Source organism: Pseudomonas sp. M5A4_2d, assembly GCF_053345295.1.
The window spans coordinates 102,126-117,863 of sequence record NZ_JBKEZW010000013.1 but is presented as its reverse complement, the minus strand read 5'-3'; the positions used below and the strand labels follow the sequence as shown (position 1 = coordinate 117,863).

The following is a 15,738-nucleotide window of genomic DNA, read 5'->3' as shown; positions in this document are numbered from 1 at the left end:
TTTTGCTATGTTGGCGTAATGAGCAGTTTAAATAGTCACAGGCGCGGGGTCACGCGTTATAGCGCCGATAAGGTAAAGTCAGTGCCTTCAGGAAGAAATTTTAGGTAACAAAGTATGAGGCTGTTTTTGCGGCAATCTGTTTTGAGTCTGCTGGCCTTACTATTTGTTGGCCTGTTCAACACGGCCCTGGCCGACACCTCGCCAATCAAGGTGACCCTCGACCAGCGGGTGATCGACCTTACCAACACGCTGGACACCGGCACCACCGATCGCCTGAAATCTCAGCTCGCTGCACTGGAGCAACGCAAAGGTGCGCAAGTTGCCGTGCTGCTGGTGCCCACCACCGGCGGCGCGAGCATCGAAGACTTCGCCAACCAACTGTTCCGCGCCTGGAAACTGGGGCGCAAGGACGTCAATGACGGCATCCTGCTGGTGGTCGCCAAGAGTGACCACAAGGTGCGCATCGAAGTGGGCTACGGCCTGGAAGGCACCGTCACTGACCTGCTGGCGCACCGCATTATCGAAGAACACATTACCCCGGCGTTTCGCCAGGGCGACTACGTGGGCGGGATTCAACAGGCGGTCAACGATCTGACGGTTCTGGTAGACGGAGGCGACCTGCCCAACGTGGCCGAGCCGGGGTTTAATCCTCAAGCGATCGCGGTGTTGCTGGCGTTCATCGCCGGTGCCGTTGGCGGTGTGCTGATCGCTGCCGGCAAACTGCACTGGCGCCTGGCGTTGATTGCCACGCTGGTGGTGACGGTGCTACTGGCGATTTATGGTGGCGGCCGGGACTGGCCGATCTATCTGTTGATCTTGCCGCTGACCCTGTTGATTGGTGGTGCGACCTTCGGTGCGCTGTGGATGGCGCGCGCGGTGTTTTACAGCGTAATCGGGCTGCTGGCTTACATCGTCGGGGTATTGGTGGCGGATCGGTTTATGGACGTCAGCTTGATCCATTGGCTGGTATGGCCATTAGGCGGCGCTTTGATTCTGGGCCTGTACGCGGGGCTGTTTTTCGTCATCAAGGCGTCCTGGAAAAACAGCCCGCGCTTCTTTCTCGTACGTGCCTTGGTGGTCGTGGCGATTTATGTGATGGCCGGTTGGCTATTGGGGCGCGGTTACCAGGGCTGGATAGTCGCGATACCGGTGGCCTCTTTCGCAGCGTTTATTCTCTTTGTGCAGAGCATTGCAAGTTCAAGCTCAGGCGGCGGCAGCGGTTCGAGCGACAGCAGCTCAAGTTCCAGTAGCTCAAGTTCCGACAGCAGTTCGTCCGGTGGCGGCGGTTCCAGTGGCGGCGGTGGGGCGTCGGGCAGTTGGTAACGCGGCTAGCGTGGCTTGTAGCCCACCCATCCGTTGAAACTGAAGCCTGCGTAGAACAGTTCCACGTCTTCGAACCCGGCGTCCTGCATCAGGGCTGCATCCTGCTCGGGTGACAGCACCGGCAGTCGGGCACTGATCGCCGTAATCGCCGTTCGGCATCCGCCGCCGGCACCCCCGAGTCCACTGCAAACGCCGCATAGCGCTTCAACGCCTACAAAACGCAAGCTCGGTTCTGCGTCGGCAAACCGTTTCAACTCCAAGCCGCCCCCAGCGCCCAGCACTAGCACATTGCCTGTGGCGGGAACCTGTTCGCGCAGCAGCACGGTGGTCATGTGTTGCAAGCCATCGAAACCCCGCACCAGGCGCACAGGCCCCTCGGGGTAGCGAGCGACGGCATCGGGGTTGGAAAAAAAGCTCATGCAGGGTTCCTGCGGGTTGGGCGAGGGATAAACGCTACTGTGGCAATTTGGCAGTGGCAATTGCAGTCACCTGTGTTCATGGTAAAACGTCGATCTTCAGGACCCCACAGCACGGAGGCTCAATGGCTGCTGCCAACACCCCGGAAATCACGCTTCGCAATGCCATTCCCGAGGACGCCTTATGCATTGGCGTGCTGGGTATGCAGGTTTTTCTGGATACCTACGCGACACAGGGAATTCGCAGCTCGATTGCCAATGAAGCGCTGCAGGCCTTTGCGCCGCAGACCATCGCCCAACTGATGGCGCAGCCAGACATCTCGCTGGTGGTGGCTGAGTCGAACGGCCATCTCGTTGGCTTTGCTCAGGTCAAACTCACCGCCAGCCATTCGATGATCAAGGCGTCTGACGTTGCCGAACTGCAACGCCTGTATATCCAGGAGCGATTTACCGGCCTGGGTATTGGCTATCAGTTGCTGCAAGCGGCAGAGCACCGCGCCAAGCTTGGCGGCGCCTCGTTATTGTGGGCGACCGTGTGGGTGGACAATGAACGCGCGTTGGGTTTTTACCCTCGGCGCGGTTATGAGGTGCTGGGTTCACCGACGTATACCTTTCAGGGGGAAACCCATGGGAATCGCCTGTTTGGTAAAGCCCTGATGCCCAACGCGTGAGGGCTCACGGCAGGATGATGTAGGCGTTCTGCTGGATGATCGGCTGGTGCGAGCCTTGCACCAGGTGAACATAACGACCGTCCACCAGATCAATGGGCAGGCAGTCGTCAATATCCATCACGCCATCGGTGTGGGCCTGGGACCAGTGCTGCAACATCTGCCGCTGCCCCTTGCGCTTGGCTTCCTGCTTGTCACGGGCGACCACCAGCAGGTAATGATGGGCCTCGCCAAAAGCGTGGGTTTCATAGCCGCCGAGGTTGATGAAGTACAGGTGATGCGCACCGGCAGGTGGCGCCATCTGGCTGAGTTCGACTTTCCAGCCGTCGACGCCATCGACGGCCATCCACGCATCGATGTGCACACCCTTCGGGCTGCCGAACCAGCCGTCGCGTAATTGTGCGTAGGTGTGTTGCAGTGTGTCCGCCACTGCGAATACCACATCGTGAACTTCGATTTTAGCCCGTGGGTGCTTGCCCCCGAGCATGACGACAAACAGCATTGCAGGTCCGTCCTGGCGACTTGGAAAAGGCTAACCATACTTCGATTGAACCCTTTTGTCCGGTCAGTGCCACACTGTTAATCCGCGAACTCATCAGGAGGTTGTTATGCGTACCATTGATCTGGCCGGTGTTCCCGTCCCTGTCATCGGCCAGGGAACCTGGCGAATGGGCGAAAACCCGGACCTGCGCAGCGCCGAAGTCGCCGCGTTACAACTGGGTATCGATGAGGGCATGACCTTGATCGACACCGCCGAAATGTATGGTGAAGGCGGCGCCGAGGAAGTGGTCGGCGAGGCCATTCGCGGCAAGCGCGATCAGGTGTTCCTGGTCAGTAAAATCTACCCTCACAATGCCAGCCACAAGGGCGTTCCCCGTGCCTGTGACGCCAGCCTTCAGCGCCTTGGCACCGACTACATTGACTTGTACCTGTTGCATTGGCGCGGCCAGTACCCGCTTGAAGAAACCGTCGAAGCCTTCGAGCGTCTGCGCGAGGCGGGCAAGATCGGCCGTTGGGGTGTTTCCAACTTTGACGTCGCCGACCTGCAGGAACTCGCCTCTCCAGCCTGTGCCACCAACCAGGTGCTCTACAACATCGAAGAGCGTGGTATCGAGTTCGACCTCCTGCCATGGTGGCAACAGCACCATTTGCCGTTGATGGCGTACTGCCCAATCGCCCAGGGCGGCGAGCTACTGTCCAGCCCGACGCTCAAGCAGATTGCCCATCGACATGAGGCCACACCCGCACAAATCGCCCTAGCCTGGGTACTGCGCCAAGAGGGCGTGATTGCGATCCCCAAGGCAGTGAGTCCCGAGCATGTGCGGCTCAACGCCAGCGCCGCGAAACTGGTGCTGGACGAGCACGATCTGGATGCCATCGACCGTGTGTTTGGCGCACCCAAGCGCAAGCATCCGCTGTCGATGGTGTAACAGCTTGCCTGGCAGAACCGGCGCCCTCCATGGCGCCGATTCCTGCATCCCCCCGGGTTAGCCGGCGACCGGGCTACGCCAGTCATCAGAGCCGGAAGTACCTGCCACCTCGTGAGTCCAGATGATCTTGCGATAGGTGAAGTGCACGTCTTCCAAATGCGTGAAGTGCGCGTTTTCAGGCGCCTGGCAGTTGGGCATGCGCGACTGAATATCCACGATGGTTGCCCCTTCGAGCTCGATGGTGAAGTAGTGCTCCTGGGTTCCAGCCGAAGAGGTACGGAACCACTCCAGCCGGCATTTGACTTCTTCGCCGCTGGTCAACGCGCTGAACAGCAGAGGTGATGATTTATCGAAGACCTTGCTGATCATCAACGGTTTATGAACCCGCTGGCCCGTTGGCTGACCAGACTGCGGATCACGGGGAATAATCACCTGATGAGCAAATGCCTGGACCAGTATCTGGTCTTCATGGCCTTCCTGGTAAATGTTGCCTACCGAGTCCTGAGTAAAAGTGCCTGCCGTGATCAGACCTTGTTTGACACCGGTGATTGAAAGATACGCGGGTGTTGGCATGACGGGTTTCCTTGTCTGGTAGTTGAGGTAGTTCCCTGCGGCGTTCGTGCCGGGCGGGCAAATGCCTATAACAAAAAGCGTGCCTGAAAATAGGCGGCCTAATAAAAGCGGCAGGGTGGCGTGATAAAGGGATAGTTTCCGTTAAGTGGCCAGTGGTTCTGTTGGGTTTTAAGCGAAATAGTTTGCGCAGAAGTGTGCATTAAGTTGCTCATGTCATTCTTCTGTGCGGTTGTTGGTTGTGCGGGTTAATTAAGTTTTTGGTCAGGCTTGGGCTGCGCAAAATGATGCGCAGGTCTTTGTTTGCGGAGGGTGTAGGAAATTCCTTAAGTGCAGGGTTGATGCTTGCTGAATGTTTTATGCATGGCTAAGGTTTGCAAGCATCGTGGAAGGATGAGTGCGGTTAAGACAGCGTTTAGTTATGCGCATAAGTGTGCTTGGTTCGGCGGATTTTATTTTTTATAAGGTGCATGGCTCAAAATGGTTTATTCAGGCGCTTTGTGTGCTTATTACCTTGAACTTGCTTTATTGCCTTGCTCGCACATTAACTTTGCGGGCAGCGATATGCGTTTTTCGAGTGAATATGAAGCCCTTGAGTCTGAGTTTGGCAAGCTGCAATCGATTCATCTCACTGCTCAGCCGGACTGGCACAAAGTCACGCAAGTCAGTGAGTGTCTGCTGCGCCAGCACACCAAGGATTTACGTGTGGCTGCCTGGTTGACCTGGGCGTTATATCAGCGTGAATCTTTCCCTGGCCTGTTGGCGGGTCTGGGGTTGTTGCGTCATCTCTGTGAGCACCATTGGGCGGTTGCCTATCCCGAAAAGCTGCGTACCCGTGGCGCAGCATTTGGCTGGTTGGTACAGCGTCTTGAGCAGTTGCTTGCGCAAAGCTTGCCGCTCAAGGATCAGCAGCCATTGTTCCGCTGCATGCTTGAGCACCTGACACGCCTTGATGATCTCTGGTCTGCGCGCATGAGTGATGAGGCTCCGCTGCTGTTGCCCATGCGCCGGCAATTGGCGCAGCGGTTGGCGCATGCTGAGCAAGGTGAGGCCCATGTTGTGGGTTCAACCGGCGTGATGGCTCAGGTCAAGCATGCGGCGACCCGGTTGCTGAGCCCCGAGCCTTCGGTAGAAAACGAAAAAGAGGCGCATAAGTTACTGCGCACATTGCAGGAACAAGCCCGCCCCTTGTGTACCTGGTGGCTGCGCCAGAATGCCACCGACCTGCGCGCCTTGCGCCTTAGCCGGACACTGACCTGGCTGGCACTCAACGGCTACCCGGACGCTGACAGCGAGCGGCTCACGGTTCTTCGTGGCCCGGCGCCCGACAAGCTCAAACGCTACGAGGAGCGTTTTGCCCAGGGGCAATACGGTGAACTGTTATTTGAACTTGAGACCAGCCTGGCAGGCGCATTGTTCTGGTTTGACGGTTTGCGCAGGGTCTGGGAGTGCCTTGAAGCCCTGCAGGCCACCCTGGCAATGACCGAACTGGAAGTGAGCTTTGCGCTGTTACTGCAGCGTTTGCCACATCTGCCTGAGTTCAGGTTCCACGACGGCGTGCCGTTTGCTGATAGCGCCACCCACGACTGGATCACTTTGCACGTCGCTCGCCACTTACAACCCTCTGCGCCGTCCGGCGTGGTCGTTGATGCCAAAGCCGAACCCTGGGAAGCAGCCCTGCATGACGTTATGCCTACGTTACGCAAGGACGGCCTCAAGGCGGCGGTGTGCGAACTCAAGCAGGGCATGCACGCCGCTCGCAGCGAACGAGCTCGTTTTCATTGGCGGCTGGCCCTGGCTCGGTTGTGTGTATTGGCGGGCAAGCAAGAGCTGGCGAAGGTGCAGCTCGAAGGCCTGGATCATGAACTGCAGCGTGCGGGGCTGGATCGCTGGGAGCCGGAGCTGGCCCTCCACGTAGCACAGCTTTTGTACCGCTGTTGCGAGCTTTTGCCGCAAAGCCAAACCGTACGTGAGCGTAAGGAAGATACCCACCGAAGGCTGTGCCACTTCGATGTTGAAGCGGTACTTGAATAGGCTTTCGATCCACTCGGAAAAGGAGATTTACCGTGGCCAAAGAAGGTTCGGTAGCACCCAAGGAACGCATCAATATCACCTTCAAACCAGCCGTTGGCGGTGCCCAGGAAGAGGTCGAACTGCCGCTGAAACTGCTGGTGTTGGGCGATTTCACCCAGCGCGAGGATCAACGCAAGCTCGAAGACCGCAAGCCTATTGGCATCGACAAGAGCACTTTTGACGACGTGCTGGCCAAACAGGCGTTGGCGCTGACGCTGAGTGTGCCCAATCGGCTCCAGGATTCTGCGGATGTTGACGCATTGGCTATCCAGGTTCGGGTTAATTCGATGAAGGATTTCAGCCCCGCGAATTTGGTCGAGCAGATTCCGGAGTTGCAAAAACTGATGGCACTGCGTGAAGCGCTTATGGCGCTCAAAGGGCCCTTGGGCAACACACCGAGTTTTCGCAAGGCCATAGAGCGGGCTCTGGCGGATGACGGTTCCCGAGCCCGGGTATTGGCTGAGTTGGGATTGAGCGATCCCACCGCCTGACATTTTCAGTAAAAGGACACTGACGCCATGACGATCCAACAGCATCCGCTAACCACACGAGTCACCGAAGAACACAGCATCCTAGACACCATCATTGCCCAGACACTACTGAGTGCGGATGACGAGGCTTACGGCATTGCCAAGCGGGGTGTCTCGGCGTTTATCGAAGAGCTGCTCAAGCCGCACAACAGCGGCGAGCCGGTCAAGAAGCGCCTGGTTGATCGAATGATTGCAGAGATTGACGTGAAGCTCAGCCAGCAAATGGACGAGATTCTCCACCATCCGGATTTCCAGGCGCTGGAGGCCTCCTGGAGAGGTCTGCAATTGCTCGTCGACCGGACCAATTTTCGCGAGAACATCAAGATCGAACTACTGAATGTCTCACGGCAGGACCTGCTGGATGACTTCGAAGATTCGCCGGAAATCACTCAGTCCGGGCTCTACAAACATATCTACAGTGCCGAGTATGGTCAGTTTGGTGGGCAGCCCGTGGGCGCCATTATCGCTAACTACTCTCTTTCGCCAAGCGCACCGGATGTGAAGCTGATGCAGTACGCTTCCAGTGTTGCCTGCATGGCCCATGCGCCGTTCATTGCTGCCGCGGGCCCGAACTTTTTCGGTCTGGAAAGCTTTACCGGTCTGCCTGACATGAAGGATCTCAAGGATCATTTCGAAGGCCCTCAATTCGCCAAGTGGCAAAGCTTTCGCCAGAGCGAGGATGCTCGTTACATCGGCTTGACCGTGCCGCGGTTCTTGTTGCGAACCCCATACGATCCCCTTGAATGCCCGGTCAAGACATTTGCCTATCAGGAAAACGTGGTCAACAGCCACGAGCACTATTTGTGGGGCAATACTGCCTTTGCGTTCGCCACTCGACTGACTGATAGTTTTGCCCGGTTTCGCTGGTGCCCGAACATCATCGGTCCGCAAAGCGGTGGCGCGGTGGAAGATCTGCCCCTGCATCACTTCCAGAGCATGGGGGAAATCGAAACCAAGATCCCGACCGAGGTCCTTGTCTCCGACCACCGCGAGTACGAACTTGCGCAAGAAGGCTTCATTGCTCTGACCATGCGCAAAGGCAGTGATAACGCGGCATTCTTTTCTGCCAGCTCGGTACAGAAGCCTAAAAATTTCGGGGGCAGTATCGAAGGCAAGGAAGCTGAGTTGAACTACCGCCTGGGTACCCAACTGCCTTACATGATGGTGGTCAATCGCCTGGCCCATTACCTCAAGGTGTTGCAGCGTGAGCAACTGGGTTCATGGAAGGAACGTACCGACCTGGAACTGGAGCTCAACAAATGGATTCGCCAATACGTCGCAGATCAGGAGAACCCCAGCGCCGAGGTTCGTGGGCGGCGTCCATTGCGAGCTGCTCGTATCGTAGTCAGTGATGTCGAGGGCGAACCTGGCTGGTACCGCGTCAACCTCAGCGTGCGACCGCACTTCAAGTACATGGGGGCGGACTTCACGCTGTCCCTCGTCGGCAAACTCGACAAAGAATGAGAAAGGGTCAGGGGATACCCGATTATCGCAGCCTTTTTGAGCGTCTCGAAGGTCTGGCTCCCGCCAGGACTGACAGCGTGGCGTCTATTGCCGCGCATCTGGAGAGAATGCTCAGCACGCGCGCAGGCAGTGTCCAGGCGCTGCCCGATTACGGGCTGCCCGACCTCAATGACATGCGCTTGAGCCTGCATGAATCACTCAGCCAATCGCGCTTGTCGATTGAACGCTTTATCCAGGCGTACGAGCCACGCTTGGGAAATATACGTGTCAGGCGGGGAGCGGGTGCTTACAACCCTTTGGTACTGGCGTTTGTGATTGAGGCAACCGTCGTCATCGACGGTGTCATGCAACCGGTGGTGTTTAACGCACACCTGCTGGGTGGTGGACGGGTCGAGGTATTACCTGATGTCCTTTAACCACTTTTACCAAAGTGAACTCAGTGCGTTGCGCCAGCTTGGGCGGCGTTTTTCTGAACGCAATCCCGCCTTGGCACCCTTTCTTGCCGATTCAGGCCAGGACCCGGACGTAGAGCGTCTATTGGAGGGCTTTGCGTTCCTCACCGGGCGCTTGCGCCAGAAGCTTGCTGATGAGCTTCCTGAGTTGACCCATTCGTTGATGCACTTGCTGTGGCCCAACTACATGCGGCCATTGCCGGCCTTCAGCATCTTGCAGTTTGACCCCTTGAAGCACGCGTGCACCACGGTGAGTGTTGATCGGGATACGCCGGTCGAAAGCGTGGTGGTCAATGGTGAACGCTGCCGCTTCCGAACGTGTTACGCCACTCAGGTCATGCCGTTGCAACTGAGCAGCCTGGAATACCTGTCTCAGGGAACATGGGCGTTGCTCAACCTGCGCCTGGAGATGAGCGTCGAGGGTAATTTCAGTCAGTGGGCATTCACTCAATTGCGCTTGCACCTGACGGGTGATCGACAAGTGAGTCAAGGGTTGTACCTGAGTCTGTTACGTCATCTCGAAGGCATTGAGGTGCTGCTCTTTGACCATAATGGGCTTGCGATCAAGGGTCGCGATGGGCAGGTTTTATCGCTGCGACTTTCCGCTAGCCAAGTAAAGCCAGTAGGGTTTGACGAAGATCATGCACTGATTCCCTATCCGGCGAACACCTTCAGCGGCTACCGCCACCTGCAAGAATATTTTGCATTTGCGGACAAATATCTGTTTGTCGATGTACTGGGTTTCGATGCATTGCAGACGTTACCCAACGAATTTCTCAAGCAGGCCATGGGTGTAGAGCTGCGTTTTAAATTGCGCACCCGGGAGCATGAGCCGCATCGCCCCACTCTGGATAACGTAAAGCTGTATTGCACGCCGATCGCTAACCTGTTCAAGCAGGATGCGGTGCCGATTCGCCTGGATGGCAAGCAGGATGATTACCTGCTGCTCCCGGGTGGAATTGCACGGGGCAACGCTGCTGTATTTTCCGTTGACCGTGTTACTGGATGGCGTCCGGGTGGGCTGGGCTACCAGACGTACGTGCCATTCGAATCCTTCGAACATGACAGCGACAGTGGCGTTTCGATGCAAGCCCCTAGCTACAGCATTCGTCAACGCTCCTCGGTACAGAGCGCCGAGCTTGATACCTGGTTGAGTTTCGGCATTGGCCACAGAGATCAACAGGAGACACTGTCAGTCGAGCTGACGTGCACCAACCACGACTTGCCACGGTTGCTGCAGGTTGGTGAGATCAACCAGCCGTGTGAACAGACTCCGGAGTTTCTTACGTTTCGCAATATCTGCGCGCCGACGGCGAGCTTTGCCCCGCCGCTGGACCAGGACTTCCTTTGGAAGTTGATCAGCAACATGTCGCTCAATTACCTGTCATTGACTGACACACGGGCCTTGAAGGTCATCCTCCAAACCTACGACTTGCCGCGCTATCACGATCGACAGGCGCACAACATCAGTCAGCGAAGACTGGATGCACTGAGATCTGTCAGCCATGAGGCCGTCGACCGAATGCATCGTGGGTTGCCAATACGTGGCGTGCGAGTCGACTTGAACATTGACCCCAATGGGTTCGTCGGCCGGGGCGACATCTTTGTCTTCGCCTCGGCACTCAATGAGTTTTTTGCCCTTTACGCCAGCCTTAATTCGTACCACGAACTGCGGGTTACCAGCACACAAGGAGACGTGTATCTATGGCCACCCCGGATGGGTCAGCAGGCCCTGCTTTGACTGCACTATCGCAAACGATTCGTGAGTACTCGCTCTTCCAGGCGGTGCTGCAGGTGATCGAGCGTTTACGCGACAGCTACCCATCGCTGGAAGATGACGAGCTCTACGAGAAGGTCGAGTTCCAGGCCAACCCCAGCTTGGGGTTCCCTGGGCACGATATTGATCGGGTGGAATTTTTCGTCGAGCGCGACCAATTACGGGCGCGTCTTCGCCTCAATGTGCTCGGTCTGTTTGGTGCCGGCTCGCCATTGCCTGCTTTTTATCAAGAGCAGGCGGGTGGGAATATCAGCCGTGACTTCCTTGATGTATTTCACCACCGCCTGCACAGGCTGATGCTGCCGATCTGGCGCAAATATCGCTATCGAGCGAGTTTTCGCACGGGGGCCAGCGATGCCTTTTCCGAGCAGATGTTCGCCCTGGTTGGGTTGGGCAGCCGCCAGATTCGTGACGCTGCGCAATTGGATTGCAAGCGGCTGTTGCCCTGTCTGGGGTTGTTGAGCCTGCGGGCGCATTCGGCCGCCCTGATTGAGGCGGTATTGCGTCACTACTTCAAGCACCGCGATGTGTTCATCGAGCAATGGGTCGGTCGCTCCGTGACCATCGCCCTTCAACAACGCAACCGACTCGGCGCAGCCAACAACCTGCTCGGCGAGGATCTGATGCTGGGGCTTCAGGTCGCAGACCGCAGTGGCAAGTTCAGAGTGCATATCAAGGGCTTGAACTGGCAGCGCTTTCACGAGTTCCTGCCCACCGGCAACGACTACAGCCCGTTGTGTTCATTGGTTCGCCTGACGGTACGAGCCCCTTTGGACTATGACCTGCGTCTGGTGTTGGCTGACGGGGAAGTGAGGCCGCTGCATTTGGGTGAACGCAACGTCTGCCGTCTCGGTTGGACCAGTTGGTTGGGGTACGAGCGTGCTGACGGCGTGGTCACGCTGGCCAGCAACTCTCATTAGGGACTGATGATTATGATGAATGTAGACCTGCAACAATTGATTCGGACATTGACGGCTGCGACGCGTCTGGACCTGGAGCGCTCCGCCGAGCGATGCGTGACGCGCGGCGGCAAGGAGGTGCTCGTCGAGGACCTTCTGCTGACGCTGCTGCAGCAGCACGATGGTCCTCTGGTGAGGGCGCTGGCGGACGCGGAGATTGCGCCCGACGAGTTGCAGGCAATGTTGCTACTCAAGGGAGAGCAAGGCGCATCGCGTAGCCCGGTGTTTGCGCCGACACTCGTGCAGTGGTTGCAACAAGCGTTGATGGTTGCCCACCTTGAATTGGGGCAAGTCGAGGTGGATCAGGGGGCGTTATTACTGGCACTCCTGCGTCATCCGTTGCAGCACGCGGGCAGTGGTTATCAGCAATTATTGAGTCGTTTGGACGCGCAACGTGTTCGTGATCTTGTGTTGAACCAACGATCTGAAGCCATTCCTTCGCCACAGGGTGAATCGCTGTTGGAGCGCTTTACCCACGATTTGACGCGTCAGGCCCGTGAAGGACGCATCGACCCGGTTCTATGTCGAGACGCAGAAATCCGCCAATTGATCGACATCCTCGTGCGTCGGCGCAAGAACAACCCCATCCTTGTCGGAGACGCCGGGGTGGGTAAAACAGCCATCGTCGAAGGGCTGGCCCTGCAAGTGATTGCCTCACAGGTGCCGGCGCCACTCAAGGGCGTACGAATACTCACGTTGGACATGGGCTTGCTGCAGGCAGGCGCCAGCATCAAGGGTGAGTTCGAACGGCGGCTCAAAGGCGTTATCGACGAGGTCAACGCCTCACCGCAGGCCGTTATCCTGTTTATCGATGAGGCACATACCTTGGTGGGCGCAGGGGCTCAGGTGGGCGGAGGCGATGCTGCCAATTTGCTCAAGCCTGCCCTGGCGCGCGGACAGTTGCGCACGATCGCGGCCACGACCTGGTCCGAGTACAAAAAATATATTGAAAAAGACCCCGCATTGGCGCGGCGTTTCCAGCCGGTACGGGTGGCCGAGCCGAGCGTGGAGGCGGCAATCTCCATTTTGCGTGGGCTTGTCCCGGTTTATGAAGCCAGCCATGGCGTTTACGTACGCGACGATGCAGTCGTAGCGGCCGCGCAGCTGAGCGCTCGATACCTGGCAGGACGCCAGTTGCCGGACAAGGCAGTGGACGTATTGGACACGGCTTGCGCACAGGTGCGTATAAGCCTGACGGCGGCGCCTGAACCGTTGCAACGCTTGTGCGCCGAGTTGGCAGAGGGCATGCGGCAGCGCGTGGCGCTCGAGCGGGATAGTGGCGCAGGCTTGCCTGTTGACAGGCAGGCCTTGCAGGCGCTGAGCCAGCGCCTGGAATCCATTGAGCTTGAGCGGGAGCAAGCCGAGCATTGCTGGACTCAACAACGAGCCTTGGCCGAGCGAACACGCTCCTCGCGTCAGCCAAGGGTTGATGCGTGCAGTGCAGGGGAGGGGCTTGAGCACGTTGAGCTGCCACTGGCCGAACAGCGCCAGGCACTCAGCGAGCGGCGGCTGATAAGCCATGAGGTATGCCCACGGGTGGTGGCCCAGGTCATCAGTGGCTGGACCGGCATTCCCGTTGAACAGTTGGCCCTTGAGCACAGTGAAAGGGTTCTGGGTTTCGCCGATGCCTTGGGCAGGCGAATTCTGGGGCAAGCGCCGGCAGTGCAGGCGCTTGATCGCAACCTGCGTGCGGTTGCTGCGGGCCTCAACGCCCCAGGGGCACCCGTGGGCGTGTTTTTGCTGGTAGGCCCAAGTGGTGTCGGAAAAACCGAAACGGCCCTGGCACTCGCGGATTTGCTGTATGGCGGCGAGCGGTTTGTCACCACTCTCAACATGTCGGAATACCAGGAGCAACACTCCCTGTCCCGCTTGATCGGAGCGCCGCCCGGTTACATCGGTTACGGCGAGGGCGGGGTGCTGACTGAGGCCGTGCGCCAACGCCCTTATTCAGTGGTGCTGCTCGACGAAATCGAGAAGGCGGATCCGCAAGTGCTGAACCTGTTTTACCAGGTCTTTGACAAGGGCTTGGCCAATGACGGTGAAGGCCGGGAAATCGACTTCCGTAATACGCTGATCCTGATGACGTCCAACTTGGGAAGCGATTGCATCACGGCTCTGTGCTCCGATGGCCGTCGTCCTGATTCCGCGGTCCTGGAAGAAGCGATTCGCCCAGTGTTGCGCGCCCACTTCAAGCCGGCTTTGCTCGCTCGTATGCGCGTTGTGCCGTATTACCCCCTTGCAGGCGAACTGCTACAGGATGTGGCAAGGCTCAAGCTGGAGCGCCTCGGTCAACGGTTGCACCAGCGTAAGCTGGTGTTGAGCTATACCCCCGAGCTGGTCACACACATGGTTGAGCGCTGCCTTCACAATGACAGTGGCGCGCGGTACATCGACCAATGGATCGAGTCACACCTGCTGCCGCCAATCGTGGATCGTCTACTCAGTGCGATGGCCGTTGGCGAATCCCTGTCAGTAACCCATGCAACGCTGGATGGCAACGGCGTACCGGTCTGTGAGTTCAGCCAATGATGGACAATCTGTTTAACCAGTTGCCCGATCCTCTGGTCTACGCCGACCGGTTGTTGAACTGGTTCACACGCCTGGGTATCGAGAGCGATGATTCGACGCTGGCAGAACTTTGTGCCATGGCGGTTGCGCAGCTGAGCCAGTGCGAACTTTGCCAACTGTACTGGCGAGATGAGACGACCGGCCGGCTTGGGTTGATCGCTCAGCATTGCGCGGGCGCGTCATCACTGGACTCCACGGCAGCAAACGTGGACTTTCAGAACGAACAGTTATTGCACTATGTCCTGAACCAGTGTCGTTCCCTGACCATTGATGATCTGCGCAACAGCGCCTATGACAGCAGTTTCCTGCCTGAGGCGGCGCAGCCCTGGCACTCACTGTCATGCCTGCCCCTGTTCAATCGCAGCAAGACGGTTTGTGGTGTGGTGCTGTATGCCAGCCAGCATCCAGCGCAATTGCAGGGCTACGCCGCATCGTTGGGCCAACTGGGTAGTTTTACCCTCAGCCAGTTAGCCATATGGCGGCGTAGCCGACCAGGGCACGTCACGACTGCCCCAAAGCGCAGCACACCCGCCACCGACGCATATGGCTTGATCGGCAACTGCACGGCAATGGATGAGACTTGCCGCTTGATGGGCAAGGTCTTGCGGGCTCCGTTTACCGTTCTGTTGAGTGGTGAAACGGGCACTGGCAAAGAGGTTGTGGCCCGCGCCATTCACGCCGCGGGCCCACGCAGTGCGCAGGCGTTTGTGGTGCAAAACTGCGCGGCCTTTCCGGAGGGCTTGCTGGAGAGTGAGTTGTTCGGCTACCGCAAAGGCGCGTTTACCGGTGCGGAACGTAACTATGCAGGGCTGTTTGACGCAGCCCACGGCGGCACACTGCTACTGGATGAAATTGGTGATATGCCACTGTCCTTGCAGGCCAAGCTGCTGAGGGTTTTACAGGAGGGCGAGGTGCGTCCCCTGGGTGCCAATACCGCCCACAAAGTCGATGTCCGAATTATCGCCGCGACCCACCGCGACCTGAAGGCAATGGTGAGCCAGGGTACGTTTCGCGAGGACCTGTATTACCGATTGGCGCAGTTTCCAATCCAATTGCCGGCGTTGCGGGAGCGGGAGGGTGATGTACTGCTGCTCGCACGACACTTCGCAGAAAATGTGTGTGCAGCGCTCGCAAAACCCGTGGTCAGTTGGTCCAGCGCTGCGCTTGATCAGCTCACAAGTCATGCGTTCCCAGGCAACGTCCGTGAACTCAAATGCCTGGTGGAGCGCGCAGTGTTGCTGTGCGATGACGGTGTGGTTTTACCTGCCCATCTGTCGCTGTTGTCGGCGCCCGCGCATGCAACTGTCGACGCCACGCTACGCCAGCGTCTGGAGCGGGTAGAGCGGGTATTTCTGATCGATTGCCTGCACAAGAACCGAGGTAATCGAACACGTACTGCTCGGGAACTTGGGGTCGCTCGCCGCACGCTGCTCTACCGGCTTGCGCGTTTGAACATCCCTTTCAGCGCGTCCCGTGGGGAATGCTGAATGGCGTACCTGTGGACGCTG

General features: G+C 58.0%; 14 protein-coding genes. 11 read left to right on the top strand and 3 right to left on the bottom strand.

The features are described 5' to 3' along the window. Nucleotides 1-114: 114 nt before the first annotated feature. Nucleotides 115-1,323 (top strand): TPM domain-containing protein, encoded by a 1,209-nt coding sequence (locus tag ACLBW8_RS25590; protein WP_447806615.1) that lies wholly within the window; start codon nucleotides 115-117, stop codon nucleotides 1,321-1,323. Nucleotides 1,324-1,328: 5 nt separating this feature from the next. Here the strand turns inward: ACLBW8_RS25590 and ACLBW8_RS25585 are convergent, their stop codons facing one another. Beyond that, a complete protein-coding gene (locus ACLBW8_RS25585; protein ID WP_447806614.1) occupies nucleotides 1,329-1,742 on the bottom strand; it encodes a hypothetical protein in 414 nt (137 codons plus the stop codon). A gap of 122 nt (nucleotides 1,743-1,864) precedes the next feature. Here ACLBW8_RS25585 and ACLBW8_RS25580 point away from each other — a divergent pair, with 122 nt between their 5' ends. After that, on the top strand, nucleotides 1,865-2,410 hold the full coding sequence (locus ACLBW8_RS25580; RefSeq protein WP_447806613.1) for an N-acetyltransferase family protein: 546 nt from the start codon (nucleotides 1,865-1,867) through the stop codon (nucleotides 2,408-2,410). A 4-nt stretch (nucleotides 2,411-2,414) separates the two neighbouring features. Here ACLBW8_RS25580 and ACLBW8_RS25575 read toward each other — a convergent pair whose 3' ends face one another. After that, complete coding sequence (locus ACLBW8_RS25575; protein WP_262667713.1) at nucleotides 2,415-2,909, bottom strand: DUF1543 domain-containing protein; 495 nt, start codon at nucleotides 2,907-2,909, stop codon at nucleotides 2,415-2,417. A 106-nt stretch (nucleotides 2,910-3,015) separates the two neighbouring features. Between ACLBW8_RS25575 and ACLBW8_RS25570 the strand changes: the two genes are divergently transcribed. After that, the gene (locus ACLBW8_RS25570; RefSeq protein ID WP_447806612.1) at nucleotides 3,016-3,837 is read left to right on the top strand and encodes an aldo/keto reductase; all 822 of its coding nucleotides are present in this window, start codon (nucleotides 3,016-3,018) and stop codon (nucleotides 3,835-3,837) included. Nucleotides 3,838-3,894: 57 nt separating this feature from the next. On the opposite strand, the gene ACLBW8_RS25565 is transcribed toward ACLBW8_RS25570, so the two are convergent. Continuing rightward, a complete protein-coding gene (locus tag ACLBW8_RS25565; RefSeq protein ID WP_053256396.1) occupies nucleotides 3,895-4,410 on the bottom strand; it encodes an Hcp family type VI secretion system effector in 516 nt (171 codons plus the stop codon). Between the two features lie 477 nt (nucleotides 4,411-4,887). On the opposite strand from ACLBW8_RS25565, the gene tssA reads away from it, so the two are divergent. From tssA to ACLBW8_RS25525, 8 genes are read left to right on the top strand one after another with little or no spacing between them, the layout of a single operon-like run. Next, the gene (gene tssA / locus ACLBW8_RS25560; protein ID WP_447806611.1) at nucleotides 4,888-6,441 is read left to right on the top strand and encodes a type VI secretion system protein TssA; all 1,554 of its coding nucleotides are present in this window, start codon (nucleotides 4,888-4,890) and stop codon (nucleotides 6,439-6,441) included. A 32-nt stretch (nucleotides 6,442-6,473) separates the two neighbouring features. Continuing rightward, nucleotides 6,474-6,971: a type VI secretion system contractile sheath small subunit gene (tssB, locus tag ACLBW8_RS25555; RefSeq protein WP_447806610.1), complete on the top strand. Its 498-nt coding sequence runs from the start codon at nucleotides 6,474-6,476 to the stop codon at nucleotides 6,969-6,971. A 27-nt stretch (nucleotides 6,972-6,998) separates the two neighbouring features. Further along, nucleotides 6,999-8,474 carry a type VI secretion system contractile sheath large subunit gene (tssC, locus tag ACLBW8_RS25550; protein WP_447806609.1) on the top strand — a complete coding sequence of 492 codons (1,476 nt, stop codon included), beginning with the start codon at nucleotides 6,999-7,001 and terminating at the stop codon, nucleotides 8,472-8,474. Next, nucleotides 8,471-8,890, top strand: a complete 420-nt coding sequence (tssE, locus tag ACLBW8_RS25545) for a type VI secretion system baseplate subunit TssE (protein WP_259745922.1) — start codon at nucleotides 8,471-8,473, stop codon at nucleotides 8,888-8,890. Before tssC ends, tssE begins: the two co-directional genes overlap by 4 nt. Then, complete coding sequence (gene tssF, locus ACLBW8_RS25540) at nucleotides 8,880-10,667, top strand: type VI secretion system baseplate subunit TssF (protein WP_447806608.1); 1,788 nt, start codon at nucleotides 8,880-8,882, stop codon at nucleotides 10,665-10,667. The genes tssE and tssF overlap by 11 nt, the downstream gene beginning before the upstream one ends. Continuing rightward, the gene (gene tssG / locus ACLBW8_RS25535) at nucleotides 10,631-11,623 is read left to right on the top strand and encodes a type VI secretion system baseplate subunit TssG (protein WP_447806607.1); all 993 of its coding nucleotides are present in this window, start codon (nucleotides 10,631-10,633) and stop codon (nucleotides 11,621-11,623) included. Before tssF ends, tssG begins: the two co-directional genes overlap by 37 nt. Before the next feature lie 12 nt (nucleotides 11,624-11,635). Further along, on the top strand, nucleotides 11,636-14,191 hold the full coding sequence (tssH, locus tag ACLBW8_RS25530) for a type VI secretion system ATPase TssH (protein WP_447806606.1): 2,556 nt from the start codon (nucleotides 11,636-11,638) through the stop codon (nucleotides 14,189-14,191). Further along, nucleotides 14,188-15,717: a sigma-54 interaction domain-containing protein gene (locus tag ACLBW8_RS25525; RefSeq protein ID WP_447806605.1), complete on the top strand. Its 1,530-nt coding sequence runs from the start codon at nucleotides 14,188-14,190 to the stop codon at nucleotides 15,715-15,717. Before tssH ends, ACLBW8_RS25525 begins: the two co-directional genes overlap by 4 nt. Nucleotides 15,718-15,738: the final 21 nt, after the last annotated feature.